Here is a 23,266-nt window from a genome sequence, read left to right as displayed (position 1 = left end):
TCTAATTTAAAGTTCGTAAGATCATTTGGAATAACAGAATAGATCCTTGCATTAGGAATTAAAGCTTGATCTGATAAAGCTGCTTACGCATGTCAACCAATTGCTGCATTAGCTTATCCTGATCTGGCGCTACCGGAAGTAAACTGTGCAAGCAGAGTTCCTGCACTTCCTGAAAGAGCTCTTGCGACCAGACAAAAAGTTCATCATAGCTATAAGCACCATTTTTGATGCGCAGGAGCTCTTCCCTATTGAAACGTTGTAGCTGTAGTTCACTTTTAGACAAAATCTCTTTTGCCTGTTGCAATAGACCTATGGTATGCATCATATTTTTGGCATCATAGCCCTGCCCGTGATTCATTGTCCCTCGAAAGCGCGCTTCATTGCGTTCTGAAACCCAGCTAAAATATTCATTATAGGACTTGCAATACGAAGAGTAAGCTTCGTGATTAACAAAGAGATACGCACAAAGTGTTTCTTCCTTACGGATAGAACTGCAGGAAACCTCAGTACTCTCTGGTGTAGCAACGATGCCTTTGTAACCCAAAGTCTGGGTCTCATCATAATACAGGGCATACATCCCCTTTGCATGTTCGATCTTCGCCAAACCACAGTTTTCCTGTTTCCACAACTGCTTACTTAACCAAGCTCTTAACGATAAACTACCATTACCAGCTATGATAAAGCAGAAATCCAGCAAACTTTTACGTTCTTCAATGATTAACTTTAAAGATCTGGAAGAGCTTCATAAAAAAAATACGTTATCGTACTTCAACACCACTGTGAAGCAAACAACAAAGTATTTTAATGATTATAAGCTAATTATAAAAAAAGGAGATACTTATTATGCACCAAAACACTGTTTGTTACAGTTTTATGCAGTCCGCAATCGTCCGCAAGCTTTTACGAATGTCTTAGGGACTATCAATACACAAGATTCGGCCTATAGTGTTCTTCAATTCGAAAAAATTTTTAAAGGCGCTTACCCTAGTTTACAATTCCCTTTATATCGGATAGGTGAAGACCCGCTCTCCTTTTTAGATTGGTCCCGGGACAGAAGAGAATATCTATCCAAAAAAATTACCTTAGTACCACATGCAACAGGATATCAGTTTTGGACCTATGTGGATTGGACTCAACATGAGTATAATTATGATTTTGAGCGAGGAATTGATCGATTTGTATATGCTCCGGAAAAGGGAATCATCGGGGGCTCATTTGACTTCTATTTTTATTACCATAGAAAAAAGCTACCCATAAAATACACGGATTTTCTAAATAATATCAAGGAGGAAAAGGTGATGATCGCTGAGTAATTTAATTTTAATGCCAAAATTTAAAAGCGGACTCCTAAGTTTAACTATTGGTTATCTATTCGAATTACCCTTCAAGATTGATATGATTTAAATGAAGAAGTATTGTCAAGTTGCGGCTTCCAGTTCTTCCGACCACAACTCATATCAGTCTATCATTCCACTTCAATAATTTCTTGATGAATTATAGCCCCATAGTAATCTCTCTTGAGATATCTATATATTCCCTTTGGAAGCTCTATCTGTACCGAATCCTTTTGGGAAAGTGACAAGTAAACTGGGATCGCTGTTTTATCCAATTGATATTCCTTTTCATGATAGATGTAAATGGCAGATTTGCCTGATTTGGTCGAATCAGTACTCAATAGACGATATCTTCGATTTAAATCATTTGATCCAATCACTATTTTATCGCTATTCAGATTATTTGATAAATACAAGTCATTACCATTCAACACCTTGTTATCCATAACGTATATTGAATCGTTAATTTCTTGCATAGCTAAAAATTTAACTTGATTAATCGTATAAGGATCAATTTTAGTCAGTTTCTTAAAATACTGATCCATACTTTTATTTTCTCCAGTATCCCCCTCATCAATATGTCCTCCCCCGGCTAATACAATAACTTTAACTTGATTTTTTGTAGCGATTTCACTTTTTTGAATAAGATTCTTAGCTTGTTGGAGATCTCTTTGACTTGCATTGCCAAAATCCTCATAGCCAATCACTTTTAAGCCATAAATTCTTGCCGTTCTAATGAGATTCGCCATATTTGGGTCCCTAGTGTAAAATCCACTCTCAACATTTGGGAATCCCAACCTATTAATCCGGTCTTCATCTTCAGATAAACTTTCTAAAGCAAGGACATTAAAACCTTCTTTGGAAAGTTTTGATAGCAAAAGATTGATTAACAAACGGCAGCGTGGTTGTAAATGATTCTCGTTAAACATAAGCACTCGATGTGCCTTAATTTTTTCGACTATCTCGTCGATTGTAATAGCCGTTTTTTCGACTGCTTGTTGTTCTTGTTTAGTCGCGCTATCATATTGAACACTTTCACCAAGAAACGAACTATATGATTTAAATAACTCGTTCGCAAATTGGCTGTTTTCATTTTGCAGAACAAGCTTTTCTAAGGTATCTCTTGGATATACATAGTTAACATATCCCCTATCTTTAAAAGCTGATTCAGCTATACTAAAATAATCGGGTTCTTCATCTGGTTTTTGCTCGGCAAATTTTGCTCCGTAAGCCAAAGAATTGTAGGAAGTTTTTATGCTGTTTAAAACACCCTTAACACTTTCTTGCATATCGGTGATCTCCGTCCTAACCTCGCTAATCAAAAGAAATGAATCTTTTTTATATGGGATCGCTACAATACTTATTATATTATCTCTATTTTTTTGAATACTTCGATAATAAATACAATGATACATAGAAGTATCTGCAGTGAACTTTGAGACATCTAAAAAAGTTTCCAAGCTACCCACAAAATACATCGGGTTTCTTGTCACATCATATGTACCCCACAAAACAATATTCTTTGATGGAAACTTTATTTTTCTCTTTCGAAAAACAGACCTAACATCTTTTAAATCTATATACTTAGATCCGAGGTTTGCGTTCCCATAGAAATCAATCTTTAATCCTAATGAATCATTTGTCAATTGATTCATTCCCCCTTGAGTAAACTTATTTAATTTAGCTATTGGTCTATTTACAGTTGTACAGCTAGAAAGAAAAAAAATAAATACCAAAATCTTATAGTGTATATTTAGCTTGAGATAGATCATAATTACAAGATTTTGGTTTAGAATATTTATTAACTGGACTTTGAATATTTACTCGTTAATATATGTATATCAGATGAAATTCACAATGAGTTTATTAAATTAATTTAAAGTATTAACCAATACTATGACGAATGAATTATTTGAATTTGAAATTTTAAAAGCCAGCAGAACCAGGTTATTACAATTAATGGAAACAGTTGATAATAACATATTATTTAAGATTCCAGAAAGCTTTAACAATAATATCGTTTGGCAAATTGGTCACTGTATCACTTCCCAACAGCGACATATGTATATGCGTAGTGGACTTCCAATGCATATATCACAGGATTTTATGGAAACGTTCAAAATTGGAACCGCACCACATACATGGAAAAATACGCCAGACCTTGATGAAATAAAACATCTATTGCTTTATACAGTAAACCAACTTAGTAAAGATTTAGCATCAGGTGTATTTGTTGAATACCAACCGTTCAGCTTACCAATTGGCTTCTCTATCAATAATCACATCCAAGCACTTCAAGCGGCTAACTTTCACGAAGCCGAGCACAGTGGAATAATATTAAGTTACTTAAAACTTCTAAGGCAATAAGATGTTTACGATTTTCATAAAAGTCCTGAATTTGAGAAATTCACTAGTGCGTCGCGAGAAATAAGGAACTTCTTATTTTATTTTTTACTTTCATTCAGGAACTTTGGTTCACGAATTAAGCGACGATAAGCATTTCGCTACAAATTGCTCAAACTTTCGGTCCGTATTTCGCATCACCGGGCCATGACCGAAACATATGATGGAGGGATTCAGTCCTGCCAACTTCTGAAGCGATCTAATATTGTGCTGTTGATCCGACGTGAATATTTTTGGAGGGAGCCCTAGGCCAGTCACTGTTGTGAGCAGGTTCATATTTGTAGCGGCATCCCCGATTATCAATACACCATCTCGCTCACGAAATAAAGAAATATGACCGCTTGAATGGCCTGGAGTTTCTATGACCCGAAAGTTTCCGATGCTACCATTTTCAACGAGTGTACCGTCGACTTTGTGACCCTGTCCTGCCCAGTATTTTTGTTGAAGTTTTGCAATCCAATGTTTGGGATTTGGGTAGTCATTGGTTACCATACCTGTTTCCGTCCTAGACACTTCATTTCCATGGCAAAGTAAAGGTATTCCAAACTCATCACAGAGCTGATCACTACAGCCCTGATGGTCTGCATGCGCATGCGTAAGTACATGTTGGTGGACAGGTATTTTCTGAAGGGCATCCTTCAGCACATTATATGAACTGCGTATCCCGCAATCAACTAATACACCCTCTACGATATAGCAGTTGATACTGTTTCGTGGCATCAATGGAACATGGAACACTTCTTGGGCAATTTGATGTAACATAGCTTTTTTGTGCAAATCTATATCACTGAACAGAAATACATAAGGACATTTGTCCTATAATACTTTGGGGCTGTGTATTTGTCCCTTCGCCCGTGTAAGAGATCTCTGTGTAATGCCCAAATAGGATGCCAGGTCCTGTGTCGCTATGCGCTGAACGAGCTTGGGTTCATTCGAAAGAACATGGTGATATTTCTCCAGAGCTGACTTATTATTGTAATTCAGGAGATATTGTTCCTTTTGGCTATATTCCCGTTCCATCACAGCTTGTATAACCTTGTGCCAAGAAGTCACTTGACCAAGCAGGTATTGATAATCAGTATAGCTTATCCTATGGATCATACTATTTTCCACCGCCCTGATGCTCCTTCTGGATTTTTCCTGAGCGACAAACTCAGGGAATGAGGTTACAAATTCATTTTCAAATTTAAAGCAGGTTATATTTTCTTTACCCTCCTTGTCAATAGCATATGCTTTTACCGCACCACAGGATATGAATCCAATATGACGACAGGGTTCGTCCATATGAATAAAAAAATCACCCTTCTTCAAACCAAGTGATTTGAAGAACTGAACAGAAAAATTTATTTCGTCAGCAGACAACATCCCTATCGAGAATAGATATTTTTCAAGCACATCCGTCATATCATCTTATTTTGTCCTCTATTGCCGATCTTAAAAAATTTGGGGCCTATACAAAATCTAGCATACAAAATTAATAATAATTGCCAAGCTGCACTATTTCATTACACGAATTGTTTTCGCATTGGATTGCTTATTGAAAATGTCTGTAATGGTCAGACGCACATTATAATTACCCGTGGCTAAGGTATTGTTCAACGTATCGGCACGTTTCTCGGGCCTAATTAATTCCTTATTTGCAAGGATCGCTCCCTTAGGATCGAGTAGTTCAATTTTATAACTTAACTGTGGGGCACCGGTATCACTGATCGCCCAGGAAACAATGACTTTACTATTTTGGTATCTTGCGGACTCATTGCTACTGCTAAGTGCCATTAACATTGGAGTAGCCCCTTGATTAGTTTGTTCCGGTAAATCTAACTTACGACCTGTCCCAAAGGCCACATCTGGCGTTACAGAACCACCATGCTCCATAAAATGTGCATTCTCTGTAGCATCATATCCGGCATTAAAGGCGCGGTCGAAATACCCATTACGACCGGCGTCATTGGCATTCGCTGAAAAATATCGACTTGTCGATTTCTCCCAAACGTTATCTACACCTAAGTTCCAACAATCTTTAAAAAATGCTTTGCGGTGAAATCGACCATCCCACAAAGGGTTGTCTCCTACCCAATTTTCAAGAAATGCGCCATTGCCAGCCCCCAAAAATCCTGATTCCACCTGTCGTCCAATTGTAGAAGTATGAAACCACTTCCCTGTCGCTTCATTATGGATAAAGTTAGCGATGTAAATCTTTCCATTCTCCTTCCATGACCGTAGAACCACGTTATACCAGGTGTTCAACTCCCATCCGTAAGGATTTACGGTTTTCTGTCCATCTCCTTCTCCACCAAAGCGGCTTGTCACCGTTGTTGGTGCTTTATAAGAATAAAAAGCATAGTTAGCAGCGCTGGTATTGAGGTCCCATAATGATGCAATCAAGGTATAGGGTGTGGGCGTATTCTTATCCGGTGTATCTTGCAATCCAGCATACCCACCATGATAATTGAGTACCGAAAAGTATTCAGTCTTCGCGGTATTGGTGATTTTAATCTTGTGCATCTTCAGTATAGCATCATTCTTAAAAACATAAACTAGGTGTTGCGAAGGTGCAGCATTACTTCCCGACAGGCTCAAATTGGGCAAGTCTTTTCCGCTTGTTTCTTGTGCGTTGTATTCCTTGGGTTTTAAATCAGATCTGATGCTTTTAGAACAGGAACTGCTCAATAGGGCACTTAATAAGGTCGCACACAGTGTAGCTCTCATCATAATAACAGGTTATAGTAAAAATCAATTAACACATTTGACTGCTAAAAAAGGCGTCATTACGACAAATTATTTATAAAATTTGGGATCAGAAAATTTCCTTCAAACGAAATCGGTTGCGTAATCTTGTAGCCCATAGGCTCATGCGCCAACTGTTCGATCCCGGCCTTGGAATTACATAATACTTTGCTTTGATAATTTCTGAAATAACAATACCTTAATAAGGAACATTTCCTTTTCTTAATCTCAAAACAACATGTTGAATTTGAGGCAAAAGCAGCAGAATAATGATGACAAAAATCAAACCTGTCAACATCAGATCATAATAGTCCCTGATAGCGCGAGCCAATATTTGCTGACCGATCATTTGATTAAAATAGCCGGAAGATACTGTTTTTGACGTATACATATCACTGCCTGCATTTATGTACTGGTTTTGAATATCCAGTAAGGTAACAGGCAATTGAGGGCTGGTTTCGGTGAGCGATTCCCGCACCTTTTCCCTTACGGATGATTTTGCAAATAATTGAAGCTCATTATTAAGTGCCAGACTAGCTGTAAAGCCTATGAACCTTGAAAATATACCAATCAGAGAGGCATTGACGGCGATTTTGGAAGGCGCTGACGATGCCGCAAATGAAACAATCGGGACAAACAATACACCTGTTGCCACACCATAAATAAACATGGGCAGAAAGAAATCGGCCGTTTCGCCCTGTACAGAAACAAATAGTATCATATAGGCATAATATACTGCCATCAACCCAAAACCAACAATAATCATCCGGATCAGGTTATAGCCCATCAAGACAAATCGGGAAATGATAAACATACTCAAAACAGTTCCAACAATTACGGCAATCCATATCGGAATGGTACTCAGTGGATGGTTTCCTAAAATCGCTTCAAGATAACCATAGGCAAGCCCAGTACTTCCTTTAAAGATATAAAAGGTAAAAAGAAGCAAAAGCCCAATAACGAAATTCTTTGTTCTAAAGATCTGTAAATTGATTAATGGTCGCTTAAGTTTCAATTCTCTGCTAATAAAAAGAGAAAGAATAATTAAATTAACTAAACAAAGTGTGCTGATTAATGAACTATCAAACCATCCCAATTGTCGTCCGTACACAAGGATGTATCCAACTATCAAGATAAAAGACACATAAAATAAATAGCCTATCCAGTCCACCTGATACAGTGGTATTTTTCTGGTAAACCGGGCCTTACTGTTCATGGTAAGTAAAACAACACCTGTCAGCATAATGACTACAATAATAAATCCGTAGAATATCCAGTTGAAATCAAAGAAATGAATGACGACACTGATATAGATGGAGTAAAATGGTACAGCTATTTGTATACTGCCATAAAGGAGACTATAAGCAATCACACGGGCACGTACAGACTGTAACCGTGGAAAAATAAGCTGTAACACAATTCCCGACATCAATGCACAGGTAATACCCTGCAAAAACTGACAGAAAACAAATAATGCCCAATCTCTGAAATAAAAACAGACCACAGCACATAGTACATTTACCGCAAGTGCCAGCAGTAGATATTCCCTTGGTGCAAAATATTTTACGATTCTAAAATCCAGAGCCAGAAAGGCTACGGTAGAACCATAAATAACGACCATACCATATTGTACATCGGTAGCTTGTATTCCGTAAAAGCCCATCGCAGCAACCGGACTTCCGTAAAAGGCAAAACTAAACAGACTGCTCATGAGAATAGCAAATATGACTGACCTTGCCATCCATTCTGATACCCAGGATTTAAAAATTGGTATTTTATGTGCTTGCATCGTTAGTTTTTTAAAACGTAAACATTTGCATTCATTCCGGCAGAAAGCTTAGTTAATTTTTCGGACATATCGGTCAGTTTAATCCGAACAGGAATACGTTGGATGATTTTAACAAAATTACCGGTAGCATTATCTGGCGGAAGCAGCGAATAACGGGAGCCTGTGGTTGGCGAAAGGGACTCGATTGTACCTGTGAATTTTTCATTTGGAAAAGCATCGACTTCAACAGATACCGCTTGACCGATTTTGAATTTCCCAATCTGTGTTTCCTTAAAATTTGCTATTACCCACTTTTCCTCGGCTCTGTTCACCAAGAATGCCAAAGTCTGTCCGGACTGTATCAGTTGTCCTGCCTGAATGGTCTTCTTCCCGATTTGTCCATCAAAAGGTGCTGTGATAACGGTATATCTAATGTCCAATTCTTGTCTTTCGAGAAGTGCTTCTTTTATCTTTATCTCTGCCTCTATGGCATTGCGCTGTACCCTGAAATCGTTTAGTTTAGATTCGGCGACCTGCAAAGAAGCTTTTGTCTGGTCATAATCTGATTGGGTGATGGATAAAGTAGCACTGATGTTGTCGAATTTTTGTTGTGTGGTCGATTCGTCCGCCAGTAGATTTTTATACCGATCAAATTCTTTTTGCTGCTGGTTCAATCGCGCTTTAGCACCTCCCAATTGGGCTTTGATGACTGCAATGCTCTTAACATGCGTTTCTTCACTTGCCGCCAAGATCGGTAATTTGGCCTGTGAGCTCATGAGTTCTGCGGACGCAGCATCTCTTTTCAGCCCGTACTCATCCAATTCAATCACCACAAGTGTATCGCCCTTTTTAATCTGTTGATTGTCCTTATAATATATTTTACGGATATAGCCCCCTACTTTTGCGTTTATCGGGGAAACATAGGCATCAATCTGAGCGTCGTTGGTCTGTTCATAGCGATATCCCTCGAAAAAATAAGCTGCTGTCCAAATAATGATTCCTACGAATAATGTGATACCAAACCATTTGGTTAAGCTTACAACAATTTTATCTGTTTTATTTTTGTTCATGATATTTGTATTAAAGAATTCCGATAATTGCCAATAGCCTGATATGCGCAAGTTTGACGTTTGTTTGTGCCGTTGTCAGATTAAACTTAGCTTCCAGTAAAGCATTTTCGGCTTCTAGAAGATCGGTAAGAAGTGATTCCTGGTTTATGTAGCTACTTCTGATAACACGAACAGTTTCGGCGGTTTTAATGATATTTTGCTCCGCTGTTTCCATACTCTCCAAAGCCTGTTGCCGCTGCAAATAAGCTTCTTTTACCTGAAGATAGATTTCATCTTTTTTAATGTTCGCTTTTTCTCTTGCCTCATTACTGACCACTTGGGCATGAGCGATGGAATGCTTGCTTTTGTATAGATTATCGATAGAAAACTGGACTTTAACCCCTGTCTGACCAAATCCCCATAAATCATTGGAATACGGATAGAATGAAATCTGCGGATAGGTGTAATTGTAAGTCGAATACAAGGAGACTTTAGGTAACAGCATCGCTTTTACCTGTTTGATGTTCATTTCGCTCAATTTGACAGTGCTATAGGCGATCTTGTATGCCGGCGATTTGTTAAAAGCGATGTCTACATAATCCTCATAGTCACCTTCAGTGATAGCGCTTAACTCGATTGTATCTTGGTATTTTATTGCCAGCTCAGCATCATTTTCACGCCTCATCAGAATATTGAGCCGTTGTTTAGCGATTTCAATCTTCTTCGTAACATCAGAAAGGCTGAGCTCCAGTTGCGCTAATTTTACGGAGGTTCTCAGTACATCGCTCTTTAGCACAGTGCCGTTTTTATGCAGGCTTTCTACGAGTACCTGTTGTTTTTTTTCTGCACCAATTTCTGCATCAAGAAAATCATGGAAATGCAGAAACTTGTATAGATCAAAGTAAGCAGCTGCAACCTTATATTTTACACTGTGCTTTTGCAGATCAACTTCATATTGTATGCGTACCGCTTCTTCCTTTTTCATGACAATGTTTCTTTTGTCTTTACCACCATTGTAAAGATTGACGTTCAGGTTGTAACCCACGCCATAACCATAACCTTTTACAGGCACATCCTGTGGAGAAGAAAATAATCCATTGTCATAGATCAGGAATTTGGAATTGAGTTTTGCATCTCCACCAACCGAAAGCTCCGGCAACAAACGGTCTTTCGCTTCCAATATTTCTAAATTGCTCTGCTGGAGATGTAGGTCGGATAGTTTCAGTTGACGGTTATTTGTTTCGGCTACTTTCCAAATTTCTTCCAAACTTAATACCCGCGCATTTTCTATATGCTGGGCATAGAGTGATTGTACAAATAGGGCTAACAATATGCCCAAAATAGGGACTGTTCTATATTGTTTCATCGGTTTTCTTTATATATTTCTTGCCTTTTACTAGCCATGGTTTTACGATCTTTTTCAATTCATCAAAGGCAAAAGTTAAATCTACCATTGGCATAAAAGCATAGTTATACCCATAAGCAAACCAGAAGATATATGCACTGTCAATTTCTTCATCTGAATGATGTGATTTATTATCAGACTTTTGAGCTTGTGTTTCAAGTTTAAAATCTTTGTGAGATGTTATAATTTTATATTTCATAATGACTTTACTATTATTTACACTGCAAAATTATCCAGCATGGCGAAGTATGGTTTCATATAATTAGCCTAATATTTATTAAATTTGGCCACATGGAATTTCTTAGTCAAATAATACATATTGTTGATCAAAACCCTGATTCAATCCTCGTGATGCGACAGCAAACGGAGCAGCGTTTGCCTGCTCACCAGCACAATAAAGCTCAGTTGTTATTAGTTTATGGCGGGATTGCTTACTTGCAGACTGACGAAAAGGACTTCTATATTCCCTCAAATCATTATATTTGGATACCAAAAAATTATCGGCACAACCTGATGTTCAATACGCAGGACCTGTTTATTATCAATATCTATTTTCCGGAAGAAAGTGCTGGTAATTTTTATGAGGAATTGGGTATTTATCCAGTGAGTAAGCTCCTGGCAGAAATGCTCTCATTTAGTGAGAAGTGGCAAGGTGATTATTACAAAGGTTCGTGGGAGTATGAATTTTTAAATACGCTGAAAGGCGTATTATCAAAAGAAAATCTCAAAAAATTCTCCATACAACTTCCTACAACAGACGATCAAAGGCTCAATACCATAATCGACAGTTTTAGAAATCGGTTAAATGAAAATCTAAGTTTAGCGATGATTGCTCAGCAATCTGGAATGAGTGTTCGCAGTCTCACCAGATTATTCCAGCATAAATTGCACATTACATTTGTTCAGTACTTAAAAATGCTACGAATTATTAAGGCAATGGAATTAATCAACGATACAGATTTCAATATGACTGAGATTGCCTACGAGATTGGCTATTCAAATATAGCGGCTTTTAGCAATAACTTTTATCTGCTCACCAATATGAGACCTACGGAATTTAAAACGAAATAGCCTCTTTCCATTATGCAAAGCAACAATTGGTTCAACAAGTTTAAAAACATCCAGCGAAAAAGATTTTTTTTGTTAATTACACTATTAACTATTTTTCACCATATAAGCTCTGCGCAAAGAGATCCGCAGCTCAGGGAAGCACTTTCAACCATGACAAAAGCGTCTATTTCCGGAGATATCGAAGGTATTCTAAGTCAAACATCGCCCCGTATAATTGAAAGCATGGGCGGCGTTGAGCAAGCAACAAAGGTGACCAAAGAACTTTATTCTTCTCTTATAAAATACGGGGTTAAAATTGATTCCATGATTAACTATGTCGATATGGATATCTCGAAGATTGATGGAATAGCGTATTGCTTTATTCCCCAAGTACTGGTCATGTCCATGCCTGAAAAAAACAAAATGGCTATCACTTCAGCTAACTTATTAGCGCTAAAAGAAGACGAAACCAAAAAATGGACTTTTTTTAATTTCAATAAAATGAATCAGGAAATGATCAATATGTTTCTTCCTGAATTTAATGGCAAGATTTCCCTTCCTCCAGATCTAGAAAAAAAGACATTAGTTGTGCGGAAAGAAGAAGTAGCTAAAACTGTCGATCATCTAATGAAACTTATAGATGAATCTGTCAAAAAGCATCATTAGTTTTTAAGTTATTTGATCCATCTGCTATACTTTTTATTTAATACCGTTTTCCGCAGGTCCTTTACTCTTGGTGCATCAGTCCTATTATCTGCCATAATACTAAATTAACTTTACCCCATTTTCCACTATAACACAATAGCACGGTAAAAAAGTTTAAAATACAATAACTTATTAGTACAGCTCTATAGAATTTACCGCTGCATGCTATAAAGAATGAAGCTAATCTTCATGAATTGAATTAACGTTGCAAACGACAGAAATTTACCGATCACCCTCAATCGATAGCATCTTTATCGATACAGCATCTTTTATTTTAAACGATTGAAACTTAGTTTCGTTTATAAGACATTGGTTGCGGTTTCAGCTGGAGCAGTGCTTTTTATTCAGAAGAAAGCGATTGCGCACCTTCGCTACAACCGCTTTCTGTGGTCTGTTCGATTAATTCTCGTAAATCACACCTTCGTAGCAAGCGCTATAAAGGTCTTTTAAGTCCTGTAGGCTAGGCTTACGCGGGTTAAAGCCAGTACATGGATCTTGCAAAGCATTTTGGGCCATATAATCCAGATTTTTGTCCCAGTCTTCCTTGGAAATGCCAAATGCCTTAAGGGAGCCAATATTGTTGACCGCAGCTCTTAGTTTTTCAATTTCCTGTGCCAATCCTTCGGCCGAATCTCTACCGACAAGTTTAGCCAAATCAGGATATCTTGTTGTAGCTGTCAGATTAAAACGGATCACATTGGGCAAGAATATCGCATTGGAAGCTCCGTGAGGGACGCCGTAGAGTGCACCTACCTGATGCGAGAGAGAGTGGACAATACCCAACCAGGCATTGTTGAAAGCTAGTCCGCCCATAAAAGATGCATCGTGCATATTTTGGCGTGCTTTAATGTTTGTCGGGTTATTGACCGCCTCTTCCAGATTTTCGAAAACAATTTCCAGTCCCCCTTTAGCCAAGGCATCGGCATAGTTATTTTCGATGTTGGACACATAGGCTTCCACACAGTGTGTAAGAGCATCTAGACCAGTATTGGAGGTAATATGTGCAGGCATCGTGGTACAAATTTCACCATCGACAATAGCGATATCCGGCGTCAATTCATACGATACGATTGGATACTTCACCCCTTTTTCCCGATCGGTGATCACAGCCAATCCTGTGGTTTCCGTACCTGTACCGCTTGTTGATGGAATGGCAATGAATTTAGCCTTTTGACGCAATGTTGGAACGTTAAAAGGTTGGGTCATCGCTTCAAAATTTGCATCGGGATATTCATAAAACACCCACATCATCTTTGCCGCATCAATTGCAGAGCAACCTCCTAGACCAATGATCCAATCAGGCTGAAAATCAGTCATCACTGCAGCACCTCGAAGGCTTGTCGCCGATGATGGATCTTCTTCGACACCGTCAAAAACAGCAGTTTCCAATCCTGCTTCGGTCAAATAACTTATGGCACGGTCCAAAGTTCCGCTTTTTTTCATGGATTGACCACCAGTTACGATGATGGCTTTTTTTCCAGTTAGATTTTTCAATTCCGACAATGTACCAGCCCCGTGGAATACTTCGCTGGCAACAAATAACTTGCTCATATATTTTACATTAAATTTCTGATGCAAAGTTACTGTGCCCGGGAAGGCAAATGTTATACTTTACTTACGATATGATATACATTTGATCCAACACAACCACAGCATAGAAACGTATCAAATCACATAATAGACTTAAGTCTTATACATTTGTGCCAATTGCTGCTGCAGATTGGTTGGCGTTTCATCCAGTTTGGCGCGCACAAACTTGTTCAGTGCCGCAGGTGAATTGAATCCGAGTTCAAAGGCAATCTCCTTATGTGAGTAGTTGGATAACAGCAGCAGTTGTTTGATTTCATTCATAATCCGCGCATGAATGGTTTCTATAGAGGTCAGTCCTGCAATCTTGCGGGTAATTTCATTTAACTTTTTTGGAGACAGCTGTAATTTTTCTGCATACCAGCCCACGGTACGCTCCGTTTTATAATGCCTTTCCAACAATTCCAGAAATTTACCATAGATCTTTGCGTTCTCATTACTGAGCTGGCTGTTTCCCCATTTGGTATGGACAAATTCCACCAATTTGAGTAAGATGATTTTGATGTAGAAACGCGCTTGCTCCTTCTTGATCGATGTTAAATCCTGATATGATTTTTCGACCTGCTCCAGCAGCATCTCTATTTCTGAGGTTTCTGCCTCGGGCAATTCAATATGGTTGAGTTTTACGGAGATATTGTAGTTGTAAATACTCAATTCGTTTTTCAGGATATCCGAACAGAATAGTACTTCGTCAAACAGGATCAATTTGCCTTCAAAGTCGTCGCTTAGCAACTCTTTGGAGGAGAGCTGACCGGGAAAGATGACACATATATGAGGTGCATTGACGGTATAACGGCGGTCTTCCACCTGCAGATTGAGCCGACCTTTTTTAACAAACAAAAGGCAAAAATGGTCTTTTGTATGAGGTTCTCTATAAGCTGCGAGAGCTTCCCTGTCCAAATCAAAAATATGAAAAGGGGTGATCGCCCTTTCAGCTTTATATTGTATATCTTTTAGATGATAAACTATCATAGAAGCCATGATAAGCATTTATTCTGAATTCGTCAAATTTACTTTTTCGTCAAGCTAGCGTGAATAGAAAGCCTATTTTTCTCCTTCACATCAGAACATTCGAAGCTCTTCAATGAACGTTATCCAGTGAGAATTGTTCCTTAATTTTTAAAAAAAGGACTAATCTTTCGACTAGCCCCTTAACTAAATTATAAACGAATCCTTTACGGATCGGAGTATACTTTCTAAAAGCCCAGTCCCTAAACCTAAGCTTAAAAATGGCCAGGCATTAAACCTGACCATACAATTAAATCAACCGAAACTAAACTTCCTAAATTGAATCGATCGTCAATAAATAGACAAATGCTTGAAGTGATTGGTTTGATAAAAATAAAAAAAGGTCGAGTTTAGCACTGTGATAATACAGCCGTTGAGATAATACAGCCGTTTATTTAGGTTGTTTTTGCACTAAATACAACGTTATATTTGAATTTCTTAACTTTGTTCTATGGAAACAAAAATAGTCCGAAGTGTCTCTGAATTCAATAGTGAACTGAGATTGCAGGGTTTTAAAGCATTTCAGATTGAGGATGACAGTAATGCTACACGTGTTTATAGTCGTAAAGATTTCTTTAAAATATGCCTTACAACTGGTAAAAGTAAGATTCATTACGCAGATAAAAGCTTTGAACAAGAAGGCACGATACTATTTTTTGGGAACCCGCATATCCCCTATTCCTGGGAAACCATTTCTACGACCTATGCAGGTTATACATGCTTGTTTTCGGAAGACTTTTTAAAACAGGCCGACCGCGCGGAAAGCTTGCAGCAATCGCCTTTCTTTAAAATCGGAGGTACGCCGGTCTTAAAAATCACTGAGGATCAACGCTTGTTGCTTAACACACTTTTCGAGAAGATGATCGAAGAGCAAGAAAGTGATTATACGTTTAAAGATGAACTCATACGCAATTATATCAACCTGATCATTCACGAAGCCCTTAAACTTCAACCGTCAGAAGTGCATACCCCTAACAAGAATGGTACAGCACGTATCGCATCGGTATTTTTGGAACTATTAGAACGTCAATTTCCCATCGAAACACCTGCAAGTCCCCTCAAAATGAGAACAGCGCAGGATTATGCGCAAAATCTCAACATCCACGTCAACTATCTGAATCGTGCTGTAAAAGAAATTACGGGCAAATCTACAACGACGCTGATCTCAGAAAGAATCTTAACAGAAGCAAAAGCCCTGCTGCTGCACACAGACTGGAATATTTCAGAGATAGCCAGCGCACTGGGATTTGAATATCCTACTTATTTCAATAACTTCTTTAAAAAACTGACGGGAACAAACCCGAAATCGCTCCGGGAATCTGAGATTTGAAATTCTTAAGTTTTAGTTTGATAATCGTTAACACCTCCCCTTTATCCTGATCTACCTTTGTATCTGTAATAATTAATGTAATACAGATATGAAAATAGCAGCAACATTATTGGTCTTGTCTTTCCTGTTTTCTGATAGGACTTCCGCACAGCATGTACAAGCAAACCAAAATTTAAAACCAATGAATACTTCATCAGATCATTATACTTTTCAATTAAGCAACAAGGTAACCCGCAAAAAAGTAAGTTTTAAAAACCATTATGGCATCACGCTTTCTGGCGATTTATACATCCCTAAAAACACAGACAACACAGCGCTACCGGCACTTGCCATCAGTGGCCCTTTTGGTGCAGTGAAAGAACAATCTTCCGGATTGTATGCCAACCAAATGGCGGAAAGAGGATTTATTGCCTTGGCGTTCGACCCTTCCTACACTGGTGAAAGCAGCGGTTCACCTCGTAACGTAGCATCGCCAGATATCAACACCGAAGATTTCAGCGCAGCTGTAGACTTTCTAGGGTTGCAGAAAAACATTAACAGGAGCAAAATCGGAATCATTGGCATCTGTGGATTTGCTGGCTTTGCATTAAATGCAACGGCAGTAGACAAACGTATAAAAGCAGTAGCAACGACCAGTATGTACGATATGACGCGCGTCATGTCAAAAGGCTATAACGATGTGATAACTGCTGCGCAACGTACACAAACATTGGAACAATTAGGCCTGCAGCGCTGGAAAGATGCTGAAAGTAGATCTTACGCATCTTCAACAAACAATTTACCGGAAAAATTGACTGGCAGTGAGCCTCAGTTTGTCAAGGAATATTTTGATTATTATAAAACAGCTCGCGGATTTCATCCTCGTTCTATCAATTCAAATGCTTCATGGACGGCAACTTCCCCCCTGTCGTTTATGAATATGCCGATTCTCTCTTATATCAAGGAAATTGCACCTCGCCCCATGCTAATCATTGCAGGTGAAAATGCTCATTCAAGATATTTCAGCGAAGATGCCTATAAAGCTGCTGCCGAGCCAACGGAGCTAGTGATTATCCCAAATGCAGTTCATGTTGATTTATATGATCAATTCGATAGAATTCCCTTCGATAAACTGACAGCATTCTTTATCGCTAATTTAAAATAACGTACTTATTTCATTAAATATAAAATTTAACTAGCTATTCTATGAAAACATCAGATAATAGTTATCAGGAAGATATTTTTGAACGATTGAAAAGGAATAAAAATATTTCTTCCGATGATCCCCAAGGATACCGTTTGCGGGAAGCTTCTTTTGCTACAAAAGCATTATTGGTGCCTATGAACAATTCGGCTGATCCCAAAGAGATAAGAAATCTATTAAGTCAGATTACTGGTTCAGCTATAGATGAAAGCACGACTGTATTTACACCATTATATATCAACTATGGCAAGAATACAACGATAGGAAAAAATGTCTTCATCAACTTCGACTGTGTTTTTTTAGACTTAGGTGGTATAATTATAGAAGATGATGTGTTAATAGCTCCCAAAGTGAGTTTATTAACAGAAGGCCATCCTATTGAAGCTGAAAACAGACAATCGTTAACTGTGGCTCCGATCCATATAAAAAAGAATGCTTGGATTGGGGCAAATGCAACAATCCTGCCCGGCGTTACGATTGGAGAAAATACGGTGGTAGCAGCTGGTTCCGTAGTCAGCAACGACGTGCCGGATAATACAGTTGTTGGTGGAATTCCGGCAAAAATTATTAAAAACATATAATAAAGAATTCGGATCATCTTTATATCGGATCGTCTTTATAAAGACCAAATTGCAAACTATATGCACGGGTTATTCGTTATCCCAATTATGGCGATAAGTTTATTCGCCTGTAACACTAAAACAGATCATACAATGAATACAACAGAAATATTTCCCAAAGGGGAACCATTACCTAAGGAATGGTTTACTGGAGATGCATTTTTAACCCCCTTGGTAGCAAAAGATAAAAACAATGATTTCTCGGCAGGTAGCGTAACTTTTGCACCTGGTGCGAGAACAAACTGGCATACACATCCTAAAGGTCAGGTTTTACTGGTAATCGAAGGAAATGGACTCTATCAGGAAAAAGGAAAGCCGGCACAAGCAATCAAAAAAGGTGATGTTGTCAATATTCCTGAGAATATAGAACACTGGCACGGCGCAACTGCTGCTACTAAAATGGTGCATGTTGCCATCACTAATTTTAAAGAAGATGTTCAAGTTACTTGGCTAAATCCCGTAACAGAAGAAGAATTCAGTTTAGCCAATAGATAATGAAGCCTGTACTTGTTTTGAACAGCGCTTTATTGTCAGAACTCTGTCGTAGTTCGATATCGATAGGCCCATGGTTACTTACAATTGACTTCTAATCCCTGAAAACTAACTGGGTGACTTTAGCTTAGCGAAATTCTTGATCCATGTCAATCTTTTTTTTCGAAAAATAAAAGAACTTAGTCTATATATAAAAACAAAAGAAATAATATAAACAGATTTAAAAGGAATAGGATGAAAAAGATAGCAATTAATGGATTTGGTCGCATCGGACGTGCTGCCTTAAAAATAATAACAGAAACTGCCGATCTTGAGGTCGTTGGAATTAATGATCTGATGAGTATTGAAAACGCTGCATATCTACTTAAATACGATAGTAACTATGGGAAATATGAAAAAGATGTGCGTATCGAGGGAGATACACTTGTGGTCGATGGAAAGGCGGTTAAATATACAAGTATCAGGGAGATTGAAAAGTTACCTTGGAAAGATATTCAAGCAAATATCGTTATAGAGAGTACGGGTATTTTCACGAACAAAGCGGACGCTGAAAAACATTTAACCTCTGGAGCAAAATTTGTCGTCATCTCGGGTCCTACCAAAGATACGCCGACAGTGGTCCATGGGGTAAATACCGAAGATGGAAGGGTTTCTGTCTTTTCGTGCGCAAGCTGTACGACAAACAATATAAGTCCAGTAATCGAAATATTGGGCAGGAGACTGGGAATAAAAAAAGCAATACTAAATACCACACACGGTTATACAGCTTCACAGGCATTGGTCGATGCTCCATCTAAAAAAGAACCGCGTATGGGACGGGCTGCAGGCATTAACCTTGCCCCCGCGGCTACGGGTGCTGCAATAGCGACGACAAAAGCGCTTCCGCAATACACCGGAAAGTTTGACGGTATAGCTGTGAGGGTACCTGTTCCAGTAGGATCCATCTCCGATATTACGTTCATTGCAGAAAGATCCACCACAATCGAAGAGATCAATCAAATCTTGATCGAGGAATCAAAAACTGATCGCTATAAAAAGGTACTTACGGTAACCGACGAGCCCTTGGTATCTACCGATATTATCAAAAGTCCATTTGCAGCGACAGTAGATCTAGAAATGACTCGAGTTGTCGATGGCGACCTGGTGAAAGTGATGGCTTGGTATGACAATGAATGGGGATTTACAAACCAAATGGTCAGACAAATTCAATCGATTTAGCGCGACAGCAACGAAAAGCTGAATATGCAAAGGGCTATCTAAAGGTTAGATAGCCTTTTTTCTACAATTTTATACTTATCACCCTCACAGTATCTTGTCAGATAGCCTATTCTTAAACAGCTTGAGCTGTTGTTGCCTCTTATAAAAATTTCTATGCAAATATGTTTTTTATTTCATCAATAATCCCTAGGTATTGTTTTTTAATGCGGTGTTGCCTATATAATTTTTTACCATTCCACTGTTTACTCCAATTCATACTACTGAAAGACCATGCCTGAAGTTTCGACAATTGATCATTCAATGAAGTTAAGGCTAAGTTTAACCCTTTTATAGAACCTAGATTGGTACTTAAAGACATCCCTTTCCATGCTGAAACATTTTCGGCAGCGGAGAATGGTATTGGATAAAGTTTAATTTGATGATCCTGATGGAATAATTCCCGAGCACTTTTATCGTAACTGAATACGAGATATTTTGTTCGTCCTGGTTTGGTAAAAACGATTTCGTTGTCATATATCGAACTTAATGCACCTTGTTCGGGACCGAAAGCCAAGATATCACCATCTGGGGTCAATAAGGGCAGTACCTTATAAGCGCGGCTAAAAACGGTGTAGTTTTTTCCTTCAAAATCACATGCTACCAACGAATATGCCTGACGGGTGCCCAAGCTTTTCTGATCTGTATTTTTCAGTGCGGGACCTATCGTTTTCTTGTCTTTGATTAGGCCCAGCCCCAACTCACAACTCCTCAGAAATGAAACCTCATTCCACAGCTTATAAATGTTTTTTGTAGCCTCATTTAAGTCCTTATAGCTCTGCTCTACCTTGCCAAAATCAGAAAATTCAATAGCCTTCTGGACTTCCGCAGCAGCATGAGCAAATGCATCTCCAAGACTTAAAGTCGATACATTGACTTGCGCAGGATCTTTTCGCTTAAACTCAGCAATACCGGCATTGTGAGCGATATAATACATGCGACTGAGCGTCAGATAATCCTGTAGCATAACACGTAATCGGATGATCTCTTCCCCCTCGATGCCATCGATACTGTTGTAATATCCCTGCGCCATCCAGGGGAAAAGTGCAGACCAATGACTAATCCATGCGCCTAAAGGAACGTATCCCTCTGTACTCACTTCCTGCCCAGCATGTACGATTCCCTGAGATTCTGACAGATTTGAGGCTGTAAAATGTGCTTTCTTAGTTTTATTTTTATTTGTAAAATTCAGCGTATCAATATCATTTGCCTTTATTTTTTCTTGAAGATTTTTCAATTTGTCTGTATTTGCAGGTTTCTCAGCGTTATTGATAAACTCGTCAAAAGAGAGCTTTGGATTTGTTTTTAATGTTTTTTTATAAGCCGATGCTTCCGCCATTTCTTTGAGGTCATCCAAATTCTCTATCTTCTCCACCTCTTTTTCAATTTTCTCGTCGACCTCGGGCTTGTGGAATTCGGGTATCGTCGGTGCTCCACGACTGATTTCCATCTTAGGCGCTTTCTCAATAACACTCACATCGGCAAGCTCACTGAATGATTTGTTTTCCACGCTATCCAGCCATTGTTTTACCTGTTCATCAAGGACTGTCCCCCAGGAAAAACTTCTGCTAGTCACATTGACCTTGGCCTTACCGTGCGACTGGCCTCCATCATAAGTCGCCTGCACAGCGACAGCGGCAAATGCATTTGCGTAGGAAAAATCAGCAGAACCACCGTACTGCCAAGACTCCGATTCACTTTGAGAGGTCATTTTCATGGTTACTCCCCCTAGTCCACCCCAGATAACACCAACGACTAAACCATCGCCAAAATCATGTGCAAAATCTTCCGAAGCTTCCACCCATATATTGACCAGTTCTTTTAGCTGTAACGATTCTGCATCGGTATCTTTTAGTGCCGTTCGTATATCACGTTTTGATTCGGCGGCATACTTGATCACATTATTATAAGCGGTTAATACTGCTTGTGCACCTTCCTGACATGCGCCATTCAGACTGGCAATAAGGTCACTTGCTGTCAGATCTTCGAAATTAACATATTCTATACCCCCGATAGCAATCGCACTATAATTCACGACAACAGACCTATCCGTGGCTGCCTTTGACTCTCCAACATAAGCCGACAAGGATGACTTGAGCAGACTCATTCCAGAAGCACCATATGCACCGGACATTCCGAAAGTACCTTGATTCATCCTTTCAGAATACAAATAACTGCTTTCACCAGACATATATTTTTCGGACTGCTGCTGTGCAATCATCCGGCTGATGGGTGCCCGAATTACACTTGGAGCAAATTTTCCACTTTGAGAATAAATAATTGAGCCAATTGTCACCCCGTACAAGGGGTTATTTGTTTCAGATTTTTCCATAAGACTTTACAATTAAAGGGTTAAAGAATCGCTATTTAAAGAAAATTAAGAGCAATGACGCTTCTTGTTGTTTGTTCATTCACATAGTCCATGTACACGATATTGGGTTTGGGAATGTGGACTTGTCGAAGGTATCCGTCCGCTAGCTCCTCCAGCGCTCGATTAGCTTCTTTTGCCAGATTTTTTATAGAACTGGTCAAGAATGTGCTGCTATCGGGCGTCAGTGTCCAGGACAATAAAAAGAAGTAATTCTTATTCAGACCGCCGTAAGCAATCAATTTAGCCAACTGATCCTGTTTCATTTTTTCGAGCGAAACTGTATTTGCGTACGAATCATACACGCTAATATTGGGATCACAAGATCTGCTTTGCTCATGAGCCGGATCCATGCTTTTATCCTGATCATAATAGCGAAACCGTCCACTTCGCGCACTGATATGTTCGGGATAATCGAAGACCAAAATAATCTTACCGCGACATGCTTCCAGACTTACTTTTGCTAAATTGACATCGTAATGTGCATTGTTATAAAAATATTTCCGGTATTGCATGTTGGCCAAAAACTGATCTATTCGATCTTTTATTTCTCGCTCTTTATTACGATTCGTACGGATATGAGAGAATTTTAAAATACAGGTTTCCGACCTATGGTTATCAATAAATGCAATGGCTTGTTCGATCATATCGACCAGCGGCTGTCCATTACATCCAGCATTCCCTGTCCGATGATAGCTTACCAGTCTACCTTGATCATAATCGACACGAATATCAAAGTAGCGCGCTCCTGCCACTAATTGCCCCAACATATCCAATGCTTGCGTTTGCACGATTCCTTTATTTAAATCGGCCCCAGCACCACAATGATCCGTTTGAGACATTCCTGCATCGTGACTCCCCGGCATAATAATCCCATTCAAGAATAATGTAGTGTCGAGCCCTTCCATCCAGCTAGCTGTATGTATTGAACCCGTATCCGGCTTCTCATTGATTAAACTTCCCATAGCCTAATTCCATATTTG

22 protein-coding genes are annotated in these 23,266 nt (G+C 38.9%); 9 read left to right on the top strand and 13 right to left on the bottom strand.

Going from position 1 to position 23,266, the window contains the following annotated elements; all coding sequences use genetic code 11:
• Positions 1 to 58 precede the first annotated feature (58 nt).
• Positions 59 to 697 carry a hypothetical protein gene (locus A9970_RS03085; protein WP_182981246.1) on the bottom strand — a complete coding sequence of 213 codons (639 nt, stop codon included), beginning with the start codon at positions 695 to 697 and terminating at the stop codon, positions 59 to 61.
• 16 nt (positions 698 to 713) lie between these two features.
• Between A9970_RS03085 and A9970_RS03080 the strand changes: the two genes are divergently transcribed.
• Positions 714 to 1,313, top strand: a complete 600-nt coding sequence (locus A9970_RS03080; protein ID WP_182981245.1) for a hypothetical protein — start codon at positions 714 to 716, stop codon at positions 1,311 to 1,313.
• A 152-nt stretch (positions 1,314 to 1,465) separates the two neighbouring features.
• On the opposite strand, the gene A9970_RS03075 is transcribed toward A9970_RS03080, so the two are convergent.
• On the bottom strand, positions 1,466 to 3,106 hold the full coding sequence (locus A9970_RS03075; protein WP_182981244.1) for a hypothetical protein: 1,641 nt from the start codon (positions 3,104 to 3,106) through the stop codon (positions 1,466 to 1,468).
• A 124-nt stretch (positions 3,107 to 3,230) separates the two neighbouring features.
• Here A9970_RS03075 and A9970_RS03070 point away from each other — a divergent pair, with 124 nt between their 5' ends.
• A complete protein-coding gene (locus A9970_RS03070; RefSeq protein ID WP_182981243.1) occupies positions 3,231 to 3,701 on the top strand; it encodes a DinB family protein in 471 nt (156 codons plus the stop codon).
• Positions 3,702 to 3,809: 108 nt separating this feature from the next.
• Here the strand turns inward: A9970_RS03070 and A9970_RS03065 are convergent, their stop codons facing one another.
• The 7 genes from A9970_RS03065 to A9970_RS03035 all read right to left on the bottom strand — a co-directional run bounded on the left by A9970_RS03065 (position 3,810) and on the right by A9970_RS03035 (position 10,885).
• Entirely contained in the window at positions 3,810 to 4,499 is a 690-nt protein-coding gene (locus tag A9970_RS03065; RefSeq protein ID WP_182981242.1) for an MBL fold metallo-hydrolase, read from the bottom strand.
• 54 nt (positions 4,500 to 4,553) lie between these two features.
• Positions 4,554 to 5,141, bottom strand: a complete 588-nt coding sequence (locus tag A9970_RS03060) for a Crp/Fnr family transcriptional regulator (protein ID WP_182981241.1) — start codon at positions 5,139 to 5,141, stop codon at positions 4,554 to 4,556.
• 93 nt (positions 5,142 to 5,234) lie between these two features.
• Positions 5,235 to 6,449: a DUF3472 domain-containing protein gene (locus A9970_RS03055; RefSeq protein ID WP_182981240.1), complete on the bottom strand. Its 1,215-nt coding sequence runs from the start codon at positions 6,447 to 6,449 to the stop codon at positions 5,235 to 5,237.
• A gap of 214 nt (positions 6,450 to 6,663) precedes the next feature.
• Entirely contained in the window at positions 6,664 to 8,253 is a 1,590-nt protein-coding gene (locus A9970_RS03050) for an MFS transporter (RefSeq protein ID WP_182981239.1), read from the bottom strand.
• Positions 8,254 to 8,255: 2 nt separating this feature from the next.
• On the bottom strand, positions 8,256 to 9,302 hold the full coding sequence (locus A9970_RS03045) for an HlyD family secretion protein (protein WP_182981238.1): 1,047 nt from the start codon (positions 9,300 to 9,302) through the stop codon (positions 8,256 to 8,258).
• A gap of 10 nt (positions 9,303 to 9,312) precedes the next feature.
• A complete protein-coding gene (locus A9970_RS03040; RefSeq protein ID WP_182981237.1) occupies positions 9,313 to 10,647 on the bottom strand; it encodes a TolC family protein in 1,335 nt (444 codons plus the stop codon).
• The gene (locus A9970_RS03035; RefSeq protein ID WP_075992144.1) at positions 10,634 to 10,885 is read right to left on the bottom strand and encodes a hypothetical protein; all 252 of its coding nucleotides are present in this window, start codon (positions 10,883 to 10,885) and stop codon (positions 10,634 to 10,636) included. Before A9970_RS03035 ends, A9970_RS03040 begins: the two co-directional genes overlap by 14 nt.
• Before the next feature lie 92 nt (positions 10,886 to 10,977).
• Here A9970_RS03035 and A9970_RS03030 point away from each other — a divergent pair, with 92 nt between their 5' ends.
• The gene (locus A9970_RS03030; protein WP_182981236.1) at positions 10,978 to 11,757 is read left to right on the top strand and encodes a response regulator transcription factor; all 780 of its coding nucleotides are present in this window, start codon (positions 10,978 to 10,980) and stop codon (positions 11,755 to 11,757) included.
• A 69-nt stretch (positions 11,758 to 11,826) separates the two neighbouring features.
• A complete protein-coding gene (locus A9970_RS03025) occupies positions 11,827 to 12,402 on the top strand; it encodes a hypothetical protein (protein WP_182981235.1) in 576 nt (191 codons plus the stop codon).
• A 438-nt stretch (positions 12,403 to 12,840) separates the two neighbouring features.
• On the opposite strand, the gene A9970_RS03020 is transcribed toward A9970_RS03025, so the two are convergent.
• A complete protein-coding gene (locus tag A9970_RS03020) occupies positions 12,841 to 13,992 on the bottom strand; it encodes an iron-containing alcohol dehydrogenase (protein WP_182981234.1) in 1,152 nt (383 codons plus the stop codon).
• A gap of 132 nt (positions 13,993 to 14,124) precedes the next feature.
• Entirely contained in the window at positions 14,125 to 15,009 is an 885-nt protein-coding gene (locus A9970_RS03015; RefSeq protein WP_182332561.1) for an AraC family transcriptional regulator, read from the bottom strand.
• A gap of 478 nt (positions 15,010 to 15,487) precedes the next feature.
• Here A9970_RS03015 and A9970_RS03010 point away from each other — a divergent pair, with 478 nt between their 5' ends.
• The 5 genes from A9970_RS03010 to A9970_RS02990 all read left to right on the top strand — a co-directional run bounded on the left by A9970_RS03010 (position 15,488) and on the right by A9970_RS02990 (position 19,879).
• Complete coding sequence (locus tag A9970_RS03010) at positions 15,488 to 16,366, top strand: AraC family transcriptional regulator (protein WP_182981233.1); 879 nt, start codon at positions 15,488 to 15,490, stop codon at positions 16,364 to 16,366.
• Positions 16,367 to 16,454: 88 nt separating this feature from the next.
• Positions 16,455 to 17,510, top strand: a complete 1,056-nt coding sequence (locus A9970_RS03005; protein WP_182981232.1) for an alpha/beta hydrolase — start codon at positions 16,455 to 16,457, stop codon at positions 17,508 to 17,510.
• A 41-nt stretch (positions 17,511 to 17,551) separates the two neighbouring features.
• Positions 17,552 to 18,130 (top strand): sugar O-acetyltransferase, encoded by a 579-nt coding sequence (locus tag A9970_RS03000; RefSeq protein WP_153845514.1) that lies wholly within the window; start codon positions 17,552 to 17,554, stop codon positions 18,128 to 18,130.
• 132 nt (positions 18,131 to 18,262) lie between these two features.
• Positions 18,263 to 18,664, top strand: coding sequence for a cupin domain-containing protein (locus A9970_RS02995; RefSeq protein WP_153845513.1), 402 nt, complete (start codon positions 18,263 to 18,265; stop codon positions 18,662 to 18,664).
• 231 nt (positions 18,665 to 18,895) lie between these two features.
• A complete protein-coding gene (locus A9970_RS02990) occupies positions 18,896 to 19,879 on the top strand; it encodes a type I glyceraldehyde-3-phosphate dehydrogenase (RefSeq protein ID WP_182981231.1) in 984 nt (327 codons plus the stop codon).
• A 151-nt stretch (positions 19,880 to 20,030) separates the two neighbouring features.
• Here A9970_RS02990 and A9970_RS02985 read toward each other — a convergent pair whose 3' ends face one another.
• Both A9970_RS02985 and A9970_RS02980 read right to left on the bottom strand, forming a co-directional pair.
• Positions 20,031 to 22,247, bottom strand: coding sequence for a hypothetical protein (locus tag A9970_RS02985; RefSeq protein WP_182981230.1), 2,217 nt, complete (start codon positions 22,245 to 22,247; stop codon positions 20,031 to 20,033).
• A 35-nt stretch (positions 22,248 to 22,282) separates the two neighbouring features.
• Complete coding sequence (locus A9970_RS02980; RefSeq protein ID WP_182981229.1) at positions 22,283 to 23,248, bottom strand: hypothetical protein; 966 nt, start codon at positions 23,246 to 23,248, stop codon at positions 22,283 to 22,285.
• Between the last annotated feature and the right edge of the window lie 18 nt (positions 23,249 to 23,266).

It is taken from the genome of Sphingobacterium sp. UME9, assembly GCF_014170215.1.
Taxonomy (GTDB): Bacteria; Bacteroidota; Bacteroidia; order Sphingobacteriales; family Sphingobacteriaceae; genus Sphingobacterium; species Sphingobacterium paramultivorum.
The sequence above is the reverse complement of the archived record's forward strand: the minus strand, read 5'-3'. Positions and strand labels throughout refer to the sequence as shown.

Excerpts from the sequence above, each read along its gene's own strand:
- A9970_RS03060 (WP_182981241.1), bottom strand. The coding sequence starts at position 5,141 with ATGACGGATGTGCTTGAAAAATATCTATTCTCGATAGGGATGTTGTCT.
- A9970_RS02995 (WP_153845513.1), top strand. The coding sequence starts at position 18,263 with ATGAATACAACAGAAATATTTCCCAAAGGGGAACCATTACCTAAGGAA.
- A9970_RS03035 (WP_075992144.1), bottom strand. The coding sequence starts at position 10,885 with ATGAAATATAAAATTATAACATCTCACAAAGATTTTAAACTTGAAACA.
- A9970_RS02985 (WP_182981230.1), bottom strand. The coding sequence starts at position 22,247 with ATGGAAAAATCTGAAACAAATAACCCCTTGTACGGGGTGACAATTGGC.
- A9970_RS03045 (WP_182981238.1), bottom strand. The coding sequence starts at position 9,302 with ATGAACAAAAATAAAACAGATAAAATTGTTGTAAGCTTAACCAAATGG.
- A9970_RS03080 (WP_182981245.1), top strand. The coding sequence starts at position 714 with ATGATTAACTTTAAAGATCTGGAAGAGCTTCATAAAAAAAATACGTTA.
- A9970_RS03015 (WP_182332561.1), bottom strand. The coding sequence starts at position 15,009 with ATGGCTTCTATGATAGTTTATCATCTAAAAGATATACAATATAAAGCT.
- A9970_RS03055 (WP_182981240.1), bottom strand. The coding sequence starts at position 6,449 with ATGATGAGAGCTACACTGTGTGCGACCTTATTAAGTGCCCTATTGAGC.
- A9970_RS03050 (WP_182981239.1), bottom strand. The coding sequence starts at position 8,253 with ATGCAAGCACATAAAATACCAATTTTTAAATCCTGGGTATCAGAATGG.
- A9970_RS03000 (WP_153845514.1), top strand. The coding sequence starts at position 17,552 with ATGAAAACATCAGATAATAGTTATCAGGAAGATATTTTTGAACGATTG.
- A9970_RS02980 (WP_182981229.1), bottom strand. The coding sequence starts at position 23,248 with ATGGGAAGTTTAATCAATGAGAAGCCGGATACGGGTTCAATACATACA.
- A9970_RS03010 (WP_182981233.1), top strand. The coding sequence starts at position 15,488 with ATGGAAACAAAAATAGTCCGAAGTGTCTCTGAATTCAATAGTGAACTG.
- A9970_RS02990 (WP_182981231.1), top strand. The coding sequence starts at position 18,896 with ATGAAAAAGATAGCAATTAATGGATTTGGTCGCATCGGACGTGCTGCC.
- A9970_RS03040 (WP_182981237.1), bottom strand. The coding sequence starts at position 10,647 with ATGAAACAATATAGAACAGTCCCTATTTTGGGCATATTGTTAGCCCTA.
- A9970_RS03065 (WP_182981242.1), bottom strand. The coding sequence starts at position 4,499 with ATGTTACATCAAATTGCCCAAGAAGTGTTCCATGTTCCATTGATGCCA.
- A9970_RS03070 (WP_182981243.1), top strand. The coding sequence starts at position 3,231 with ATGACGAATGAATTATTTGAATTTGAAATTTTAAAAGCCAGCAGAACC.
- A9970_RS03075 (WP_182981244.1), bottom strand. The coding sequence starts at position 3,106 with ATGATCTATCTCAAGCTAAATATACACTATAAGATTTTGGTATTTATT.
- A9970_RS03030 (WP_182981236.1), top strand. The coding sequence starts at position 10,978 with ATGGAATTTCTTAGTCAAATAATACATATTGTTGATCAAAACCCTGAT.
- A9970_RS03005 (WP_182981232.1), top strand. The coding sequence starts at position 16,455 with ATGAAAATAGCAGCAACATTATTGGTCTTGTCTTTCCTGTTTTCTGAT.
- A9970_RS03020 (WP_182981234.1), bottom strand. The coding sequence starts at position 13,992 with ATGAGCAAGTTATTTGTTGCCAGCGAAGTATTCCACGGGGCTGGTACA.